General features: G+C 71.1%; 13 protein-coding genes and 1 pseudogene. 7 read left to right on the plus strand and 7 right to left on the minus strand.

From position 1 onward, the window contains the following. Window positions 1-24: 24 nt before the first annotated feature. From ABZY11_RS27295 to ABZY11_RS27310, 4 genes are read left to right on the plus strand one after another with little or no spacing between them, the layout of a single operon-like run. Window positions 25-1,038 carry a sugar ABC transporter permease gene (locus ABZY11_RS27295; protein WP_356481673.1) on the plus strand — a complete coding sequence of 338 codons (1,014 nt, stop codon included), beginning with the start codon at window positions 25-27 and terminating at the stop codon, window positions 1,036-1,038. Continuing rightward, the gene (locus ABZY11_RS27300; protein ID WP_356481674.1) at window positions 1,035-1,907 is read left to right on the plus strand and encodes a carbohydrate ABC transporter permease; all 873 of its coding nucleotides are present in this window, start codon (window positions 1,035-1,037) and stop codon (window positions 1,905-1,907) included. Before ABZY11_RS27295 ends, ABZY11_RS27300 begins: the two co-directional genes overlap by 4 nt. 53 nt (window positions 1,908-1,960) lie before the next feature. Continuing rightward, window positions 1,961-2,995: a hydroxyacid dehydrogenase gene (locus ABZY11_RS27305; RefSeq protein ID WP_356481675.1), complete on the plus strand. Its 1,035-nt coding sequence runs from the start codon at window positions 1,961-1,963 to the stop codon at window positions 2,993-2,995. Beyond that, window positions 2,992-4,893 carry a DUF2264 domain-containing protein gene (locus tag ABZY11_RS27310; RefSeq protein ID WP_356481676.1) on the plus strand — a complete coding sequence of 634 codons (1,902 nt, stop codon included), beginning with the start codon at window positions 2,992-2,994 and terminating at the stop codon, window positions 4,891-4,893. Before ABZY11_RS27305 ends, ABZY11_RS27310 begins: the two co-directional genes overlap by 4 nt. Window positions 4,894-4,945: 52 nt before the next feature. On the opposite strand, the gene ABZY11_RS27315 is transcribed toward ABZY11_RS27310, so the two are convergent. The 6 genes and pseudogenes from ABZY11_RS27315 to ABZY11_RS27340 all read right to left on the minus strand — a co-directional run bounded on the left by ABZY11_RS27315 (window position 4,946) and on the right by ABZY11_RS27340 (window position 10,085). Then, a complete protein-coding gene (locus tag ABZY11_RS27315) occupies window positions 4,946-5,578 on the minus strand; it encodes an LUD domain-containing protein (protein WP_356481677.1) in 633 nt (210 codons plus the stop codon). Then, window positions 5,575-7,125: a lactate utilization protein B gene (locus ABZY11_RS27320; protein ID WP_356481678.1), complete on the minus strand. Its 1,551-nt coding sequence runs from the start codon at window positions 7,123-7,125 to the stop codon at window positions 5,575-5,577. The genes ABZY11_RS27315 and ABZY11_RS27320 overlap by 4 nt, the downstream gene beginning before the upstream one ends. Continuing rightward, the gene (locus ABZY11_RS27325; RefSeq protein ID WP_356481679.1) at window positions 7,122-7,889 is read right to left on the minus strand and encodes a (Fe-S)-binding protein; all 768 of its coding nucleotides are present in this window, start codon (window positions 7,887-7,889) and stop codon (window positions 7,122-7,124) included. Before ABZY11_RS27325 ends, ABZY11_RS27320 begins: the two co-directional genes overlap by 4 nt. 175 nt (window positions 7,890-8,064) lie before the next feature. After that, window positions 8,065-8,814 (minus strand): FCD domain-containing protein, encoded by a 750-nt coding sequence (locus ABZY11_RS27330; protein ID WP_356481680.1) that lies wholly within the window; start codon window positions 8,812-8,814, stop codon window positions 8,065-8,067. Between the two features lie 144 nt (window positions 8,815-8,958). Then, window positions 8,959-9,240: pseudogene (locus ABZY11_RS27335) on the minus strand (LD-carboxypeptidase); the annotation flags it as partial. 65 nt (window positions 9,241-9,305) lie between these two features. Next, the gene (locus tag ABZY11_RS27340; RefSeq protein ID WP_356481681.1) at window positions 9,306-10,085 is read right to left on the minus strand and encodes a crotonase/enoyl-CoA hydratase family protein; all 780 of its coding nucleotides are present in this window, start codon (window positions 10,083-10,085) and stop codon (window positions 9,306-9,308) included. 105 nt (window positions 10,086-10,190) lie between these two features. Here ABZY11_RS27340 and ABZY11_RS27345 point away from each other — a divergent pair, with 105 nt between their 5' ends. Together ABZY11_RS27345 and ABZY11_RS27350 are read left to right on the plus strand one after the other, a co-directional pair. Beyond that, on the plus strand, window positions 10,191-11,072 hold the full coding sequence (locus ABZY11_RS27345; RefSeq protein ID WP_356481685.1) for a DUF2510 domain-containing protein: 882 nt from the start codon (window positions 10,191-10,193) through the stop codon (window positions 11,070-11,072). A gap of 91 nt (window positions 11,073-11,163) precedes the next feature. Continuing rightward, window positions 11,164-11,499 (plus strand): hypothetical protein, encoded by a 336-nt coding sequence (locus tag ABZY11_RS27350; protein WP_356481682.1) that lies wholly within the window; start codon window positions 11,164-11,166, stop codon window positions 11,497-11,499. A gap of 39 nt (window positions 11,500-11,538) precedes the next feature. Here the strand turns inward: ABZY11_RS27350 and ABZY11_RS27355 are convergent, their stop codons facing one another. Beyond that, window positions 11,539-12,171 (minus strand): class I SAM-dependent methyltransferase, encoded by a 633-nt coding sequence (locus ABZY11_RS27355; RefSeq protein ID WP_356481683.1) that lies wholly within the window; start codon window positions 12,169-12,171, stop codon window positions 11,539-11,541. Between the two features lie 534 nt (window positions 12,172-12,705). Between ABZY11_RS27355 and fusA the strand changes: the two genes are divergently transcribed. Next, window positions 12,706-14,713, plus strand: a 2,008-nt coding sequence (fusA, locus tag ABZY11_RS27360; RefSeq protein ID WP_356481684.1) for an elongation factor G, incomplete at its 3' end; no start/stop codon positions are given.

The raw sequence follows: 14,713 nt of genomic DNA on the forward strand, positions 1-14,713 counted from the left end.
GCAGCAGAGAGGCAGGTGACACCCATGACCAGCCAACTCACCACACCCGCTTCCACCCCCTCGCGCCCGTCCGCACACCCGTCGGAGACTCCGCCGGAGCGACCGGCCGCCGGACCGGCGCGCCGTACCCGCAGGTACGCCGGACGCCGTGAACTCGGCGCGTGCGGCGCCCTGATGACGCCCTTCTTCATTCTTCTCGTGACGGTCTTCCTGATCCCCGTCGGGACGGCCGTGTGGCTCAGCTTCTTCAGCGACGACCAGCCGGGGCTCGGCTTCGGCCCGGAGCGCACGGTCTTCGTCGGACTGCGCAGCTACGCCGCCGTGCTGACCGACCCGACGTTCCTCAGCGGGCTCGGCACCGTCGTCCTGTACTGCCTGATCTACATCCCGCTGATGGTGGCCGGCGCCCTCGCGCTCGCGCTGCTGCTGGACTCCGGGGTGGTACGGCTGCGGTCCTGGGCCCAGCTCGGACTGTTCCTGCCGCACGCGGTGCCCGGCATCATCGCGGCCGTCATCTGGCTGTATCTGTACACCCCGGGGCTGAGCCCGGTGATCGAACTGCTGGGCAGGGCCGACATCACGGTCGACTTCCTCGGTCTGCACACCGTCCTGCCGTCGATCGTGAACATCGCACTGTGGAGCAATCTCGGCTACAACATGGTCGTCTTCTACGCCGCCCTGCAGGCCGTGCCGCGCGAGGTGATCGAAGCGTCGGTGGTCGACGGCGCGGGTCCGGTCCGTACCGCACTCCAGGTCAAGGCCCCACTGGTGCGTTCGTCGATCGTGATGGTCGCGATGTTCACCCTGATCTTCGCCCTCCAGCTGTTCACCGAACCGATGCTGTTGGGCCAGGCCACACCGTTGATCAACTCACGGTTCTCGCCCAGCATGTACATCTACGACGCGGCGTTCACCCGTAACAACTACGGCCTCGCCGCGGCCGGCTCGGTCGTCCTGCTCGTCTGCACGATCGCGCTCTCGTACGGCGTCACCCGCTGGTCCCACCGCGCGGGGACTCCCGAGGAGGACGCCCGATGAGTGCCAACTCCACCCGCACCGCCGCCGCGTTGCGGCCCCGGCTCCTCGGCCGCTCGGTCGTCAACCTGGTCGTCGGCATCTCGGTGCTGTACACGCTGCTGCCCGTGCTGTGGCTGGTGCTCGCCGCCGCCAAGGACCGCGACGCCCTGTTCGGCAGCGATGTGCTCTCGCTGGACCACTTCTCCTTCGGGCAGAACCTCAAGGACCTGTTCGCGATGGACGGCGGACTGTACGGGCGCTGGTACGGCAACAGCCTGCTGTACGCGGTTCTCGGCGCCGCGCTCGGCGCGCTGGTGAGCATCGCCTGCGGGTACGCCTTCGACAAGTACCGCTTCGCGCACAAGGAGAAGCTGTTCGGTCTGGTGCTGGCGGCGGTGATGGTGCCGCAGACGGTGCTCGCGCTTCCGCTGTATCTGATGGCGTCCCGCACCGGCCTCGTCAACACCTTCTGGTCGGTGTTCATCCCCGTGCTCTTCAACCCGTTCGGGGTCTACCTCGGCCGGATCTTCAGCCAGGGTTACGTACCGGACGAGGTGCTGGAGGCGGCGCGGATGGACGGCGCCGGCGAGCTGGCCGCCTACTTCCGGGTCGCCCTGCGGATGCTGGGGCCGGGCCTGGTCACCGTCTTCCTCTTCCAGCTCACCGCGATCTGGAACAACTTCTTCCTGCCGATGGTGATGCTCTCCGACCAGCACCTGTATCCGGTCAGCCTCGGTCTCTACACCTGGAACAGTGCCGCGACCGTCTCGCCCGAGTACTACCCCGTCGTGATCATGGGTTCGCTGCTCGCGGTCCTGCCGTTGATCCTCGCTTTCGCGCTGCTCCAGCGTTTCTGGAAGTCGGGGCTCACCGCGGGCGCCGTGAAGTGACCGGGCCGACGCCCCCGCCCCCGCCCCCGTCCCCGTCCCCGTCCAGGAGAGAGATGCCCAGCACAGCCCCTGACACTTCCACCGCGCGGCCACGCGCCGCCGTCGCCATGAAGCCCGCTGCCGCGGCCGCGCTCCTCGATGCCCGGTCCCTGGCCGCACTCGGCGAGGTGTGCGATCTCGCCGCCCTGCCCGCCCTCGACGACTTCGGCACCGACCGGGCCCGCGCCGTGCTGGCCGACGTCGAGATCCTGGTCACCGGCTGGGGCTGCCCACCGCTGGACGCGGCCGCCCTGGCGGCGGCCCCGCGCCTGCGCGCGGTCGTCCACACCGCGGGCAGCATCCGCGGACACATCACCGAGGCCTGCTGGAAGCGCGGCATCGAGGTGTCGTCGGCAGCCGCCGCCAACGCCCTGCCGGTGGCCGAGTACACCGTCGCGATGATCCTGCTCTCCGGCAAACGAGTCCTGGAGCGGGCCCGCGACTACCGCGCGCAACGCCGCCGCGACAACTGGCTCGCCACCCCCACCCGGGTCGGGAACCACGGCCGCACCGTGGGCATCCTGTCCGCCTCGCTGATCGGCCGACGCGTCATCGAACTGCTGCGGCCCCACGACCTGCCCGTCCTGCTGCACGATCCGTACGTCTCCCACACGGAGGCCGCCGCGCTCGGTGTGCGGCCCGTCGGCCTCGCGGAACTGTTCGCACAGAGCGATGTGGTGAGCGTCCACACCCCGCTGCTGCCGGCCACCCGTGGGCTCGTCAGCCGTGAGCTGCTCACCTCGATGCGCCCGGACAGTGTGCTGATCAACACCGCGCGGGGCGCCGTCGTCGACCAGGGCGCGCTCACCGACGTACTCCGGCAGGACCGGATCCGGGCGATCCTCGATGTCACCGATCCCGACACACTGCCCGCCGCGCACCCCCTCTGGGAGTGCGACAACGCTCTGATCACCCCGCACCTCGCCGGCTCGCAGGGCAACGAGTGGCAACGGCTGGTCGATCTGGCAGTCGGCGAGGCCGGCCGCTGGGCCGCGGGCGACGGTTTCGCCCATCCCGTACGACGCGAAAGGCTGGCTTTCCTCGCATGACCGCTCCCCACTCGTCCTCTCCCATCGAACTCCCCGCGGACGACCGGGCGTTGAGCCCGCACACCGGCTACACCCGCGCACACTGGGAGGCCGCCGCCGACGGGATGCTCCGGGCCGCCCGGCAGTGGGCCACACCGGGCGGCGCCCTGCTGGATCTGCCGGGCCGGCCGTCCGCGTCCGGTGTGCGATCCGACGGTCTGGAGGGTTACGCGCGCACCTTTCTCGCCGCCGCCTTCCGGGTGGCGGGCGCGGACGGCAAGGACCCGCACGGCTGGCTCGACCGGTACGCGGACGGGCTCGCGGCCGGCACCCGTACGCCCGGCCGCGACGACGCCGAGTCCTGGCCGCTGATCCGCGACCACACCGTCTTCGGCCAGCCCATGGTCGAGTCCGCTTCGGTCGCCATAGGCCTGCGCCTGACCCGGCCGTGGCTCTGGGACCAGCTGGAGTCCGGGGTGCAGGACCGTGCCGAGGAGTGGCTGCGCGACGCGCTGCGGCACACCCCCTCCCCCAACAACTGGTATCTGTTCCCCTACTCCGTGGCCGGGTTCCTGGAGTCCGTGGGCCGCGGCGACGCGGAGACGGCGCGGGCGAAGCAGCGTGCCCTCGATCTGCTGGAGGGCTGGTACCGGGGGGACGGCTGGTACTCGGACGGTGACGGACGCGCCTTCGACCACTACAACGGCTGGGCGCTGCACCTCTACCCGATGCTGGACGCGCAACTGTCGGGCGACGCGGAACTGTCCGCGCACTACGGTGCCCGGCTGCGCGAACACCTGGAGGGCTTCTCGCTGCTGTTCGGCGGGGACGGTGCGCCGATCCACTTCGGCCGTTCGCTGACCTACCGTTTCGCGGCCGCCTCGTCGGTGGCGCTCGGTGCCGTCAGCGGGTACACCCCGCTCACGCCCGGCGCCTCGCGGCGGGTGATCAGCGGATCGCTGCGCTACTTCCTGGAGCGGGGCGCGACCGGTACGGACGGTCTGCTGAACCTGGGCTGGCACGGCCCGCACGAGGCGTCGGTGCAGAACTACTCGGCGCCCGCATCGCCGTACTGGGCGTCCAAGGCGTTCGTCTCGCTGCTCGCGCCGGAGGGCCATCCGCTGTGGACCGCGACCGAGGAGCCCGCGCCGAGCGAGGGCCCCGACCGGGTGCTCGCGCTGCCCGCGCCGGGACTGCTCGTCCAGTCCACCCGGGCGGACGGGATCGTACGGCTGCACAACCACGGCAGCGACCATGTGCGCCCGCACGAGGGCGAGTCGGGTGTGCAGGACGATCCGCTGTACAGCCGCCAGTCGTACTCCACGGTGACCGGCCCCACGTCGAGGGCGAACGCGGCGGACAACCATCTGGCCGTGGTCGTCGCGGGGGCGCGCAGCGGTCGTCGTGTCATCCGTGCGCTGGGCGCCGGTGGGGGCGACGGCTGGGGCTGGGCCGCCTCCTGGCACCGCCCGGTGTTCGCGTCGGGCTCGCCGATGGTGCCGGGGATGCGGGTGGAGAGCGTCACGGTGGTGCGCGGCCGGTACGAACTGCGGGTGCACCGGGTGCTCGGCGCGCCGGACGGGGCCCGGGTGGAGCAGACGGGCTGGGCGACCGGCCGTGACGACGCCCTGACCTCCGCGCTGCACGGCCTGCACGGCTGGGAGTCCCGGGACGAGGTGCGGGCTCCGCAGGGCACCGCGTACACGCCCTGGGCGGTGGTGCCCCGGCTGTCCGCCTCCGCGGAGGGCGCGGTGGTGCTGGTGGCGCTGGCCTCGCTGACCGCGGAGCCCGACGCGGCACCGCTGGACGAAGTGGTGAGCGCGGTGACGGTGGACGGGGACGTCGTGGAGGTCCGCTGGGCGCAGGACGGGGCGACGACACGGATCGGCTTCGAGCCGGTGGCGGTCACGCACGGGTGAGCGCCGGGGTGCGCGGTGCGGCCGCGCCGCGCACCCCGCCTGCCGGCAGGGCCTACCCGTCCGTCCGGATCACCACGGCCAGGGTGCGCGGTCCGTGCACGCCCTCCACCCGCTCCAGCTCGATGTCGGACGTGGCCGAGGGACCGCTGATCAGCGTCGTCGGCCGCTGCGGCGCCAGCCGTGCCACCGCCTCCGGCACTCCGGCCTCGACCGTCGACAGATCGACGACGCACACATGCAGATCGGGGACCAGGGACAGCGCCCGCCGTCCCTGGTCGGGCGAGCCGTCCAGGAAGATGGTGCCCGTCTCGGCGCAGCTCACGGCCGAGGCGGTGACGACCCCGTCCAACGCGCCGAGTTGGGGCGCCGGGATGTCGCCGGAGTCCTGCTGGACCTCGCCGTCGTACGCGGCGAGCCACTGTGCGTCGAGTCCGGCCGGCACACCGATCCGCCGCGCCCCGCCCTCCCGCAGCACATCGGCGACGACCTCGGCCGTGCGGTCGGCGGTGCAGGTGTGCACCGTCGCCTTGTAGTCGACGAGCCGGTCGGTGAAGAGGGCCAGGCGTTCGTCGTCGGGGAGGGTGCGGCCGGTGCGGTAGGCGCGGGGGACGGCGGTGTCCGGGGTGGGGGCGAGGGCGAGTGCGTCCTTGATCCTGCCCAGCACCGTTTCGCGAGCGGTCGTCACTTCTCCTCCTCCTTTTCCTTCTTCTTCCGGTTCTGCTCGTACTCGCCCGCGGCGGCCCGCATCGCCGCGGCACCCTCCGCCGATGCCAGCCAGGAGCGGAAGGTCTGCTTCGGTGGCGCTTCGGTGTCCCGGCTGTCGCTCCAGCCGTTGAACGGCGGCGGGAGATGCGAGATCTTTCCGTCCCGCCCGCCGATGACGCGGCCGATCCCCGCCCCCTTCTGCGCGGCCGTGAAGAGCTTCGGGTGCTTCATGACGGTGGCCGCGGCCTTCATGGCCAGCTTCTCCGCCGTCGTGCCGGACTGTTCGGTGTTCTGGTGGCGCAGTTCGACCAGCAGTGACGGGATGTCGATCTTGACCGGGCAGGCGTCGAAGCAGGCGCCGCAGAGGCTGGAGGCGTACGGCAGCGAGCTGTTGGGGTCGTCCTTGGCCGCGTGCATCCCGGCGAGCTGCGGGGTGAGGACCGCGCCGATCGGTCCGGGATAGGTCGATCCGTACGCGTGACCGCCGGCCCGTTCGTACACCGGGCAGACGTTGAGACAGGCCGAACAGCGGATGCAGTTGAGGGCCTCGCGTCCGATCCGGTCGGCGAGCGCCGCGGTACGTCCGTTGTCGAGCAGGACCAGATGGAACTCCTGCGGTCCGTCGCCCGGCGTCACACCGGTCCACAACGAGGTGTACGGGTTCATCCGCTCACCGGTGGAGGAGCGCGGCAGCAACTGGAGGAACACTTCGAGATCCTGATGGCGCGGCAGCACCTTCTCGATGCCCATGACGGTGATCAGGGTGTCGGGCATCGTCAGACACATGCGGCCGTTGCCCTCGGACTCCACGACGGCGAGGGTTCCGGTCTCGGCGATGCCGAAGTTGGCGCCGGAGACCGCCACCCTGGTCGTCATGAACTTCTCGCGCAGATAGGCGCGGGCGGCGGCGGCGAGATGCGCGGGTACGTTGTCCAGGCCCGGGTCGACGCCCGGGATCTCCTTGAGAAAGATCTGCCGGATCTCGTCGCGGTTGCGGTGGATCGCGGGCACCAGGATGTGCGACGGCTTGTCGTGCGCGAGCTGGACGATCAGTTCGGCGAGATCCGTCTCGTAGGGCGTGATGCCGACCGATTCGAGGTGTTCGTTGAGGCCGGTCTCCTGGGTGGCCATCGACTTGACCTTGATGACGTCGCTGCTGCCCGTCGCCTTCACCAGCCGGGCGACGATCTCATTGGCCTCCACACCGTCGCGCGCCCAGTGGACGGTTCCGCCGCGCTCGGTGACGTTCCGCTCCAGCTGCTCCAGGAGTTCGGGGAGCCGGTTCATGGTGTCGGTCTTGATGGCCGAACCCGCCTCGCGCAGTGCCTCCCAGTCGGGCAGTTCACCGGTGACGGCGAGGCGTTTGGCGCGGATGGTGCGGGTGGCCCTGCCGAGGTTGCGGCGCAGTTGTTCGTTGCGCAGTTCGTCGTGGGCGGCCTTGGGGAACTTCCGGTCGCCGCGCAGATGGCCCGTTCCGTACGGGGAACGGGGCGGCGTCGCGGGCATGCCGAGGAAGGTGCTGCTCATCGGACGGCCTCCGTGGGGACGTACGGCGAGGTGCGGGTGGCGGAGAGGACCTGCGCGAGGTGCAGGGTGCGGGTACCCGACTTGATGCGGGAGAGTCCGCCGCCGATGTGCATCAGGCAGGACGAGTCGCCCGCGGTGCAGACATCGGCCCCGGTGGTGGCGATGTTGCGCATCTTGTCCTGGAGCATCGCGCTCGACGTCTCGGCGTTCTTGACGGCGAAGGTGCCGCCGAATCCGCAGCAGGAGTCGGCTTCGGGGAGCTCGACGAGATCAATGGAGTCGACGGCCCGGAGCAGCTTCAGCGGCTTGTCACCGACGCGCAACATGCGCAGGGAGTGACAGGTGGGGTGGTACGTCACCCGGTGCGGGAAGTAAGCGCCGACATCGTCCACGTCCAGGACGTCCACGAGGAACTCCGACAGCTCGTACGTCTTGGCCTTGACGGTGGCGACGCCCGCGCGCAGCGCCGCGTCACCGTACCGTTCGGCGACGATCTCGTGCTGGTGACGGACCGAGCCGGCGCACGAACCGGAGGGCATGACGACGGCGTCGATCGAGGCGTCGCCGAACTGGTCGGCGAAGTTCCGTACCAGGGGCACGGGTTCGCGCTGATAGCCGGTGTTGACGTGCATCTGACCGCAGCAGGTCTGCCCGGGCGGGAACACCACGTCGTGGCCCAGGCGGGCGAGCAGGACCGCGGTCGATTTCACCGCCTCGGGGAAGAGCGTGTCTCCCAGACAGGTGGCGAAGAGTCCGATGCGCATGGGGTCTCTCCGATCGCTTCTCCATTTTTATGGTCCGACCATACTAGCCTCGGTCCGGAACGTGAAGGCCGCGACGACACTGCGCCACCCAGGGCAGGGCGCAAGGCATGCACCTGACAAAATATCCACAGAGGCATGGGCCCCGGCCCAACCGGCCGGAGCCCGCGTCCATACCTCAGGAATCCCCCTGCGCAGTCCGGTCCGACTTCTCGTCGACCAGCGTGCCGTGGAGACTGCGGATGTGCTTCTCGACCAGGTCGGCGGCGTTCGCACCCTTGCCCGCGCGCACCAGCCTCAGCAGTTCGGTGTGCTCCGAGTTGAGCGCGGCGGCCGTGGCCGGCCAGTCCTCGGCCGCCTCCAGCGCCCGCAGGATCAGCGGTCGCACCGACTCGCGGACGGCGGAGGTGAGCGTGGAGGTCAGTTCATTTCCGGAGCTGCGGGCGATGTGCACATGGAACCGGGTGTCCAGATCGTTGAACTCCGGCACCGCGACATCCGGCTCCCCCATGCGTACGACCAGCGTCTCCGCCTCGTCGAGGTCCGCCGGGGGGGCATGCCGCGCGGCTGCCTCGAAACTGGACCTCTCCAGCACGACCCGCGCCTCCAGGACGTCCTCCAGGCTGTAGCTGCCCAGCGCGAAGTGCAGTCGCAGCAGCCGCCCGAGCGCGTCGTCGGGATTGCGCACGATCCGCGCCCCGGCATCCGGTCCCCGGCCCGGTTGCGCGACCAGCACACCGATGGTCTCCAGCACCCTCAGCGCCTCGCGCAGCGCGGACCGGCTGACCCCGAGCACCGGCGCGAGCTCACGCTCGGGCGGCAGCCGGTCGCCCGCCCTGAGCTCACCGGCGAACACTCGCTGCTCGATGCTCTGGAGCACGAGTTCATGCGTACGGGACTGCCGTACGGGTTGCCATTCGACGGGCATCCGTCACCCCCTGCCTCGGCCGGAATCGTCCGGTTGCCGTCGCGTCTGCTGCCCGATCTTCAACTATGTCACACATCACGTATGGTCGGACCAAAGATTCGGCGCCCCGCGGGCACCGCGCCCGCTTCCCCGCCCCTTCCCGGCTCAGTAGGTGACGACGATGCGGCGGCCCACTCCGTCCACCTCGATCTGCCCGCCGAACGGAATGATCAGCTGCGGGTCGGTGCGACCGAGGTCGACATCGAAGACGGCCATGGTCCCGGGTGCGTACTCGCCCAGTGCCCGCAGGACCGCCTGCCGTTGCTCCTCACGGAACCGCTCCCCCGCCTCGGCGTCGAGCGGCTGGTCGAACGACCAGTTCCTGGCCCGGCCCATGAGGAGGGCGGGGAACTGTGCGAGCAGACCCCGCTCCCCCGATGAGCGTAGGTGCAAGGGGAGGCGGCGTCGTCGGGATTTCGGCCCGGACGCCGGTGGACCATGGGCTCCCGCCGTCAGTCGCCGAAGGATCCGTGGCGGCCCGCGCCGCCCCCGAACCGTTCGGCCCCGGCCTGTGTCTCCCCCGCGGTCAGCGGCACCAGACCGTGCCGGTACTCCGCGGCCAGCGCCTCCGGCTCGCTCAGGCCGTGCTGCTCGCGCACCGACAGCCGGTCGTGGCGCAGGCACAGCTGCGGGAACGCGGCGATCTCGCGGGCGAGTTGCTCTGCAGCGCCGCGCGCCTCGCCGGGTGGGACGATCCGGTTGGCGAGCCCCATGGCGTACGCCTCGGCGGCCGGGACGGGCCGCCCGGTGAGGATCATGTCCATGGCCCGGCTCTCCCCGATGAGACGGGGCAGCCGCACCGTTCCGCCATCCACCAGCGGCACACCCCAGCGGCGGCAGAACACCCCGAACACCGCGTTCTCCTCGGCCACCCGGAGATCGCACCAGAGGGCCAGCTCCAGCCCCCCGGCCACCGCATGACCGGCCACCGCCGCGATGACGGGCTTGCTCAGGTGCATACGAGTCGGCCCCATCGGCCCGTCGCCCTCGGCCAGGACCTTGTTGCCCCGCTCCGTGCCGATGCCCTTCAGGTCGGCCCCCGCGCAGAAGGTGCCGCCCTCGCCCCACAACACGGCGACGGCCGCGTCCGGATCGGCGTCGAACTCGCGGAAGGCGTCGGCCAGTTGCCCGGCGGTCGGACCGTCCACGGCGTTGCGGACCTCGGGCCGGGCCAGGATCACCGTGAACACGGCGCCGTCGCGCTCGATCCGTACGGCTGGTTGTTCGCTCATTGTTCGGCCTCCCACAGGGGATGGTGCGGGGCGGGCGGAGAACCCCGACGCAGCTGATTCATGCGATTCTCACGCAACCGTTCTACGGTGGGGCGCGTGACCCAGATGAGCCCGCCCGGCTGGCACCCAGACCCCGGGTATACAGGAATTGGCCCCATCCACGAACGCTGGTGGGACGGCACCCGGTGGACCGATCAGCTCCGCGTGCCGCCCGCCCTGGTCCGGCGCCGGCGGATGCGCGTCGGACTGGGCATCACCGCCGGGGTCGTGGTCCTCGCCGCCATCGGGGGCGGCCTCTTCCTGCTGTCGGACAAGTCCGGCGACACCGACGAACACGCGGCCCCGGCTCCGTCCACCGCGCCGTCGGAACCTCCCGGCCGCGGGCCGGGCTCCCCGGGAGGCGGGGGCGGTGAGAGCAGGAACCCCGAGCAGCGGATGCCGCAGACCGAGGACGGCTACGCCACGGACCTGACCAGCGGGATCAGCCTGCCGGTGCCCGACGGCTGGAAGGGCAGCTCCGGGATCGCCGGCGCGGGAGTGACCACGGGTGAGTACCCGTGTCCCGGCGACACGTCCGAGCAGTGCGTGCGCGGCGGGGTGTTCTCCATGCCCGCGAAGGGCCTGAAGCTCGACACCACGACGGCCAAGGCCACGGCGGTGAAGGACATCTCCGCCAACGCCACGGATTCGTACGGCGAGAAGATCTACGGCGGCATCACCTCGCATCAGGAACTCAAGTCCGAGCCGGTCACCGTGGCCGGCGAACAGGGCTATGTGGTGCGCTGGAAGGTGGTGACGAAGAGCGGTGACGACGGCTACGTCCAGTCGCTGGCCTTCCCGTCCCCCCGTTCCAAGGACATGCTGATCGTGGTCCGGTCCGGCTTCGACATCAATGCCAAGGCCCCCGCGCTCTCCGTCATGGACGAGATCACCAAGGGCATCAAGGCCGCCTCGGGAGCGGGCTCCGGCCCCGGCACCACCGCGTAGCGGCGGCGGGGCGTCGGGCACCGGGCGTGAGTACGAAGGCGGGCCGAGCTGAGTACGTCGGCCGATCCGCCGGCCGGCGGTCGCTGGTCGAATGACCAGCATGCTTCCTGACGCACCGCTCCGCCCCCGCATGCAGCAGGTCACCACCGCCGGCACGACCCTGGCGCTGACCTTGGCCCCGCTGGTGATCGGCGTACTGCTCGCCAAGACCATGGCGACGGATCCGATGACTCCGGTGAACGCACTGGTCACCCGGGGCGGGCAGTCCGTACCCGTCTCGCCCGCGCAGTGGCGCAGGTGCGGCAGGCAGGCACTGCGCAGCTGGAAGGCCCCGCTGCGCACCGGCGGGCGTCCCGGCGCTCTTGTGCGGCGGTGTCCCGGGGTCCGGCGCCCGCGTCGCCCGGAATCGCTGCCGGTCGAGCGCTGAGGAGAGAGACGGGCCTGACACCCGGGGTGGGCCCGGGTGTCAGGCCCGTCGGCAGTGCAGGAACAACTGGGGTTCGGCCACCGCCGCCTCGTATTCCGGGGTGAAGAGGGTGCTCTGCTCCCAGAGCACCGAGAAGCCGGCCTCGGTGACCAGCTCGGTGAACTCCTCCGGGCCGAAGCTCGTCGCCCGCACCGGGTACCCCATGAAGACGACACCGAATTCCTCCACGTCCAGCGGCACCGTGGCCACGACCAGATGGCCGCCGGGAACCAGCAGCCGCCCGAGCTTCCGCAGCAGCCGGGACTGGTCCTCGCGGGACATCTGGAGCAAGGAGAAGTACGCACAGACCGCGTCGAAACCGCCCTCTTCCAAGCGGATTTCACGCATGTCGGCGCATTCGAAGGACGCGCCGGGAACTTGCCGGGCCGCCAGTTCGACCATGACGGGCGAGACATCGACCCCCAGCACCTCATGACCGGCTGCGGTCAGGGTCCACGCGGTGGGCCGCCCCGTCCCACTGCCGACATCCAGGACCCGGCTGTGCGGCGCGAGATCTCCCAACAGCCGTTGCAGCGAGGCCTGGTGGGCGGCGGACCCGCCGAACGCACGCTCGTAGTCGGTGCCCAGTGCGTCGAACACCGTGGCGGCGGCGAGGCCGTGGTCCTCGTCCATCGTTGCGGTTCCTTCCGTTGCCCCCTGCGATCCCCGGAATCGTTTCATCATTCGCCGCCGCCTTCAACGCCCCTCCCTGGCACGGCACATGGGACACAACAGGCTCGGGGCGCGCATGCGGGGAAAGCGGGCGCAGCACGTCTCGCTCCCCCAACGGCGACGGCCTCGAAAACCAATTCCCTGCCCGCACCGGGGTTCACTACACTCGCCACGAATCGCGCGCCGCAACAGCATTGCGGCGCGCACCGTGACGAGTGAGGGGAGACCGGCCGTGCGCTACCGCACCGCTGTCGTCGTTCCCCAGTCACGGTACGAGGTGATCCTGGTGTCTTCGTGCGCCCGGTGCAGGCTGCGCGGCCCGCACCGGACCCCCGCGACGAACAACTGACCTCGCGCTGCCCGGCGTCGATACCACCGGGCGGCCGTCCACCGGTGCGACGCACCGCCCAGAGGTCTTCGCCCGGCCCGATCACAGGCCGGCTCGTCCGGGAATCGCGCCGTCCCGATCCGGATCATTCCGAAAGGCCATGGGCCGTGCGTACCGAACTCCACCGTCAACTCACCAGTCCGCTGACCGACGTTCGCAATCTGGGCATCCTCGCCCACGTCGATGCCGGCAAGACCACCGTCACCGAGCGGATCCTCTATCTCACCGGCGCCGTCCACAAACAGGGCGAGGTCCATGACGGGACGACCGTCACCGACTTCGACTCCCAGGAACGCGACCGCGGGATCACCATCTTCGCCGCCGCGGTGAGCTGCGCCTGGGACGGTCACCGGATCAATCTGATCGACACCCCGGGCCATGTCGACTTCTCCGACGAGGTGGAGCGCTCGCTGCGGGTGCTCGACGGCGCGATCGCGGTGTTCGACGCCGTCGCGGGTGTCGAACCGCAGAGCGAGTCGGTGTGGCGGCAGGCCGACCGGCACGGGGTGCCCCGGATCGCCTTCGTCAACAAGCTGGACCGTGCCGGGGCCGACCTCGACACGGCGGTCGCGTCGATCAGGAACCGGCTGCACACCGTCCCGCTGGTGGTCCAGCTGCCGATCGGGAGCGAGGACGGGTTCACCGGAGTGGTGGATCTGCTGCGCATGCGGGCACTGGTCTGGGCCGACGGCCGCGGCACGTACGAGGAGGGGCAGGTGCCGGACGCCCTGCGCGAAGAGGCACGTCGGCGCAGGCGGCTGCTCGAAGAGACGGTGGCGGAGCTCCATCCGGCCGCGCTGGAGGAGTTCTGCGTGGAGTCGTCGGTCTCCGAGCGGACTCTGAGGGCCGCGCTGCGCGACCTGACCCGTACCGGTGAGGGTGTCGTGGTGCTGTGCGGTTCGGCCTACCGCAACCGCGGGATCGAGCCGCTGCTGGAGGCCGTCGTGGCCTACCTGCCCTCGCCGCTGGACGTGCCGCCGGTACGCGGCACCCTGGACGGCGCGGTGCAGGAGCGGGCCGCCGATCCTGCGGCGCCGTTCGCCGCGCTGGTGTTCAAGGTGAACTCGACCGCCACGGGGCGGCTGACCTGCCTGCGGGTGTATTCGGGAACGATCCGGAAGGGGGACACGGTGCTGGACGCGGGCGCGGGCCGCAACGAGCGCATCGGGCGGATCGTGCGGGTGCAGGCCGGACGGCACTCGGACGTGGATACGGCGGTGGCCGGGGACATCGTCGCGGTGATCGGGCTGAAGGCGGCCCGCGCCGGGGCCACGCTGTGCGCACCCGCGGCGCCACTGGTCCTCGAACCGCCCACCGCGGCCGACCCGGTCGTCTCGGTGGCGGTCGAGGCCCGCCGGAGCACCGAAACCGAACGGCTGGTGACGGCGCTGGCGCGGCTGGTCGAGGAGGACCCGTCGCTGGCGGTCCGTACCGACCCCGAGACCGGGCAGACGCTGCTGTCGGGAATGGGGGAACTGCACCTGGAGGTCGCGGTGGAGAAGATCCGGCGCGCGCACGAGCTGGAGATCGGCGTCGGCAGACCGCAGGTGGCCTACCGGGAGACGGTCGCCCGCGGGGTGTCCGGGCTGGTGTACCGGCATGTGAAGCAGGACGGCGGGGCCGGCCAGTTCGCCCATGTCGTCCTCGACACGGAGCCGTTGGAGGCCGCCCGCGACCACGACGGGTGCAGCGGCGTCGACTTCGTGTTCCGCTCGACCGTCGTCGGTGGACGGGTGCCGCAGGAGTACGTCCGGGCGGTGGAGGCCGGCTGCCGGGACGCGCTGGCCGAAGGGCCCCTCGGCGGACACCCGGTGACCGGGCTGCGGGTCACACTGACCGACGGAGCCACCCACTCCAAGGACTCCTCGGAGATGGCGTTCCGCACGGCCGGCCGGTTCGCGCTCCGTGAGGCGTTGCGGGCGAGCGCGATGGTGCTGCTGGAGCCGGTGGCGGAGGTCACCGTCACCGTGCCCGACGACGCCGTGGGCGGGGTCCTCGGCGATCTGGCGGCACGGCGCGGACGGGTCTCGGGCTCGACCGCGCGGGCAGGCACGGCGGTGAGCACGGCGACCGTGCCGCTGGCGGAGCTGTGCGGCTCCGCGACCCGGCTGCGCA

Source organism: Streptomyces sp. NPDC006510 (genome assembly GCF_040611955.1).
Classification (GTDB): domain Bacteria; phylum Actinomycetota; class Actinomycetes; order Streptomycetales; family Streptomycetaceae; genus Streptomyces.

Excerpts from the sequence above, each read along its gene's own strand:
- ABZY11_RS27295 (WP_356481673.1), top strand. The coding sequence starts at position 25 with ATGACCAGCCAACTCACCACACCCGCTTCCACCCCCTCGCGCCCGTCC.
- ABZY11_RS27300 (WP_356481674.1), top strand. The coding sequence starts at position 1,035 with ATGAGTGCCAACTCCACCCGCACCGCCGCCGCGTTGCGGCCCCGGCTC.
- ABZY11_RS27305 (WP_356481675.1), top strand. The coding sequence starts at position 1,961 with ATGCCCAGCACAGCCCCTGACACTTCCACCGCGCGGCCACGCGCCGCC.
- ABZY11_RS27310 (WP_356481676.1), top strand. The coding sequence starts at position 2,992 with ATGACCGCTCCCCACTCGTCCTCTCCCATCGAACTCCCCGCGGACGAC.
- ABZY11_RS27320 (WP_356481678.1), bottom strand. The coding sequence starts at position 7,125 with ATGAGCAGCACCTTCCTCGGCATGCCCGCGACGCCGCCCCGTTCCCCG.
- ABZY11_RS27325 (WP_356481679.1), bottom strand. The coding sequence starts at position 7,889 with ATGCGCATCGGACTCTTCGCCACCTGTCTGGGAGACACGCTCTTCCCC.
- ABZY11_RS27330 (WP_356481680.1), bottom strand. The coding sequence starts at position 8,814 with ATGCCCGTCGAATGGCAACCCGTACGGCAGTCCCGTACGCATGAACTC.
- ABZY11_RS27340 (WP_356481681.1), bottom strand. The coding sequence starts at position 10,085 with ATGAGCGAACAACCAGCCGTACGGATCGAGCGCGACGGCGCCGTGTTC.
- ABZY11_RS27345 (WP_356481685.1), top strand. The coding sequence starts at position 10,191 with ATGAGCCCGCCCGGCTGGCACCCAGACCCCGGGTATACAGGAATTGGC.
- ABZY11_RS27350 (WP_356481682.1), top strand. The coding sequence starts at position 11,164 with ATGACCAGCATGCTTCCTGACGCACCGCTCCGCCCCCGCATGCAGCAG.
- ABZY11_RS27355 (WP_356481683.1), bottom strand. The coding sequence starts at position 12,171 with ATGGACGAGGACCACGGCCTCGCCGCCGCCACGGTGTTCGACGCACTG.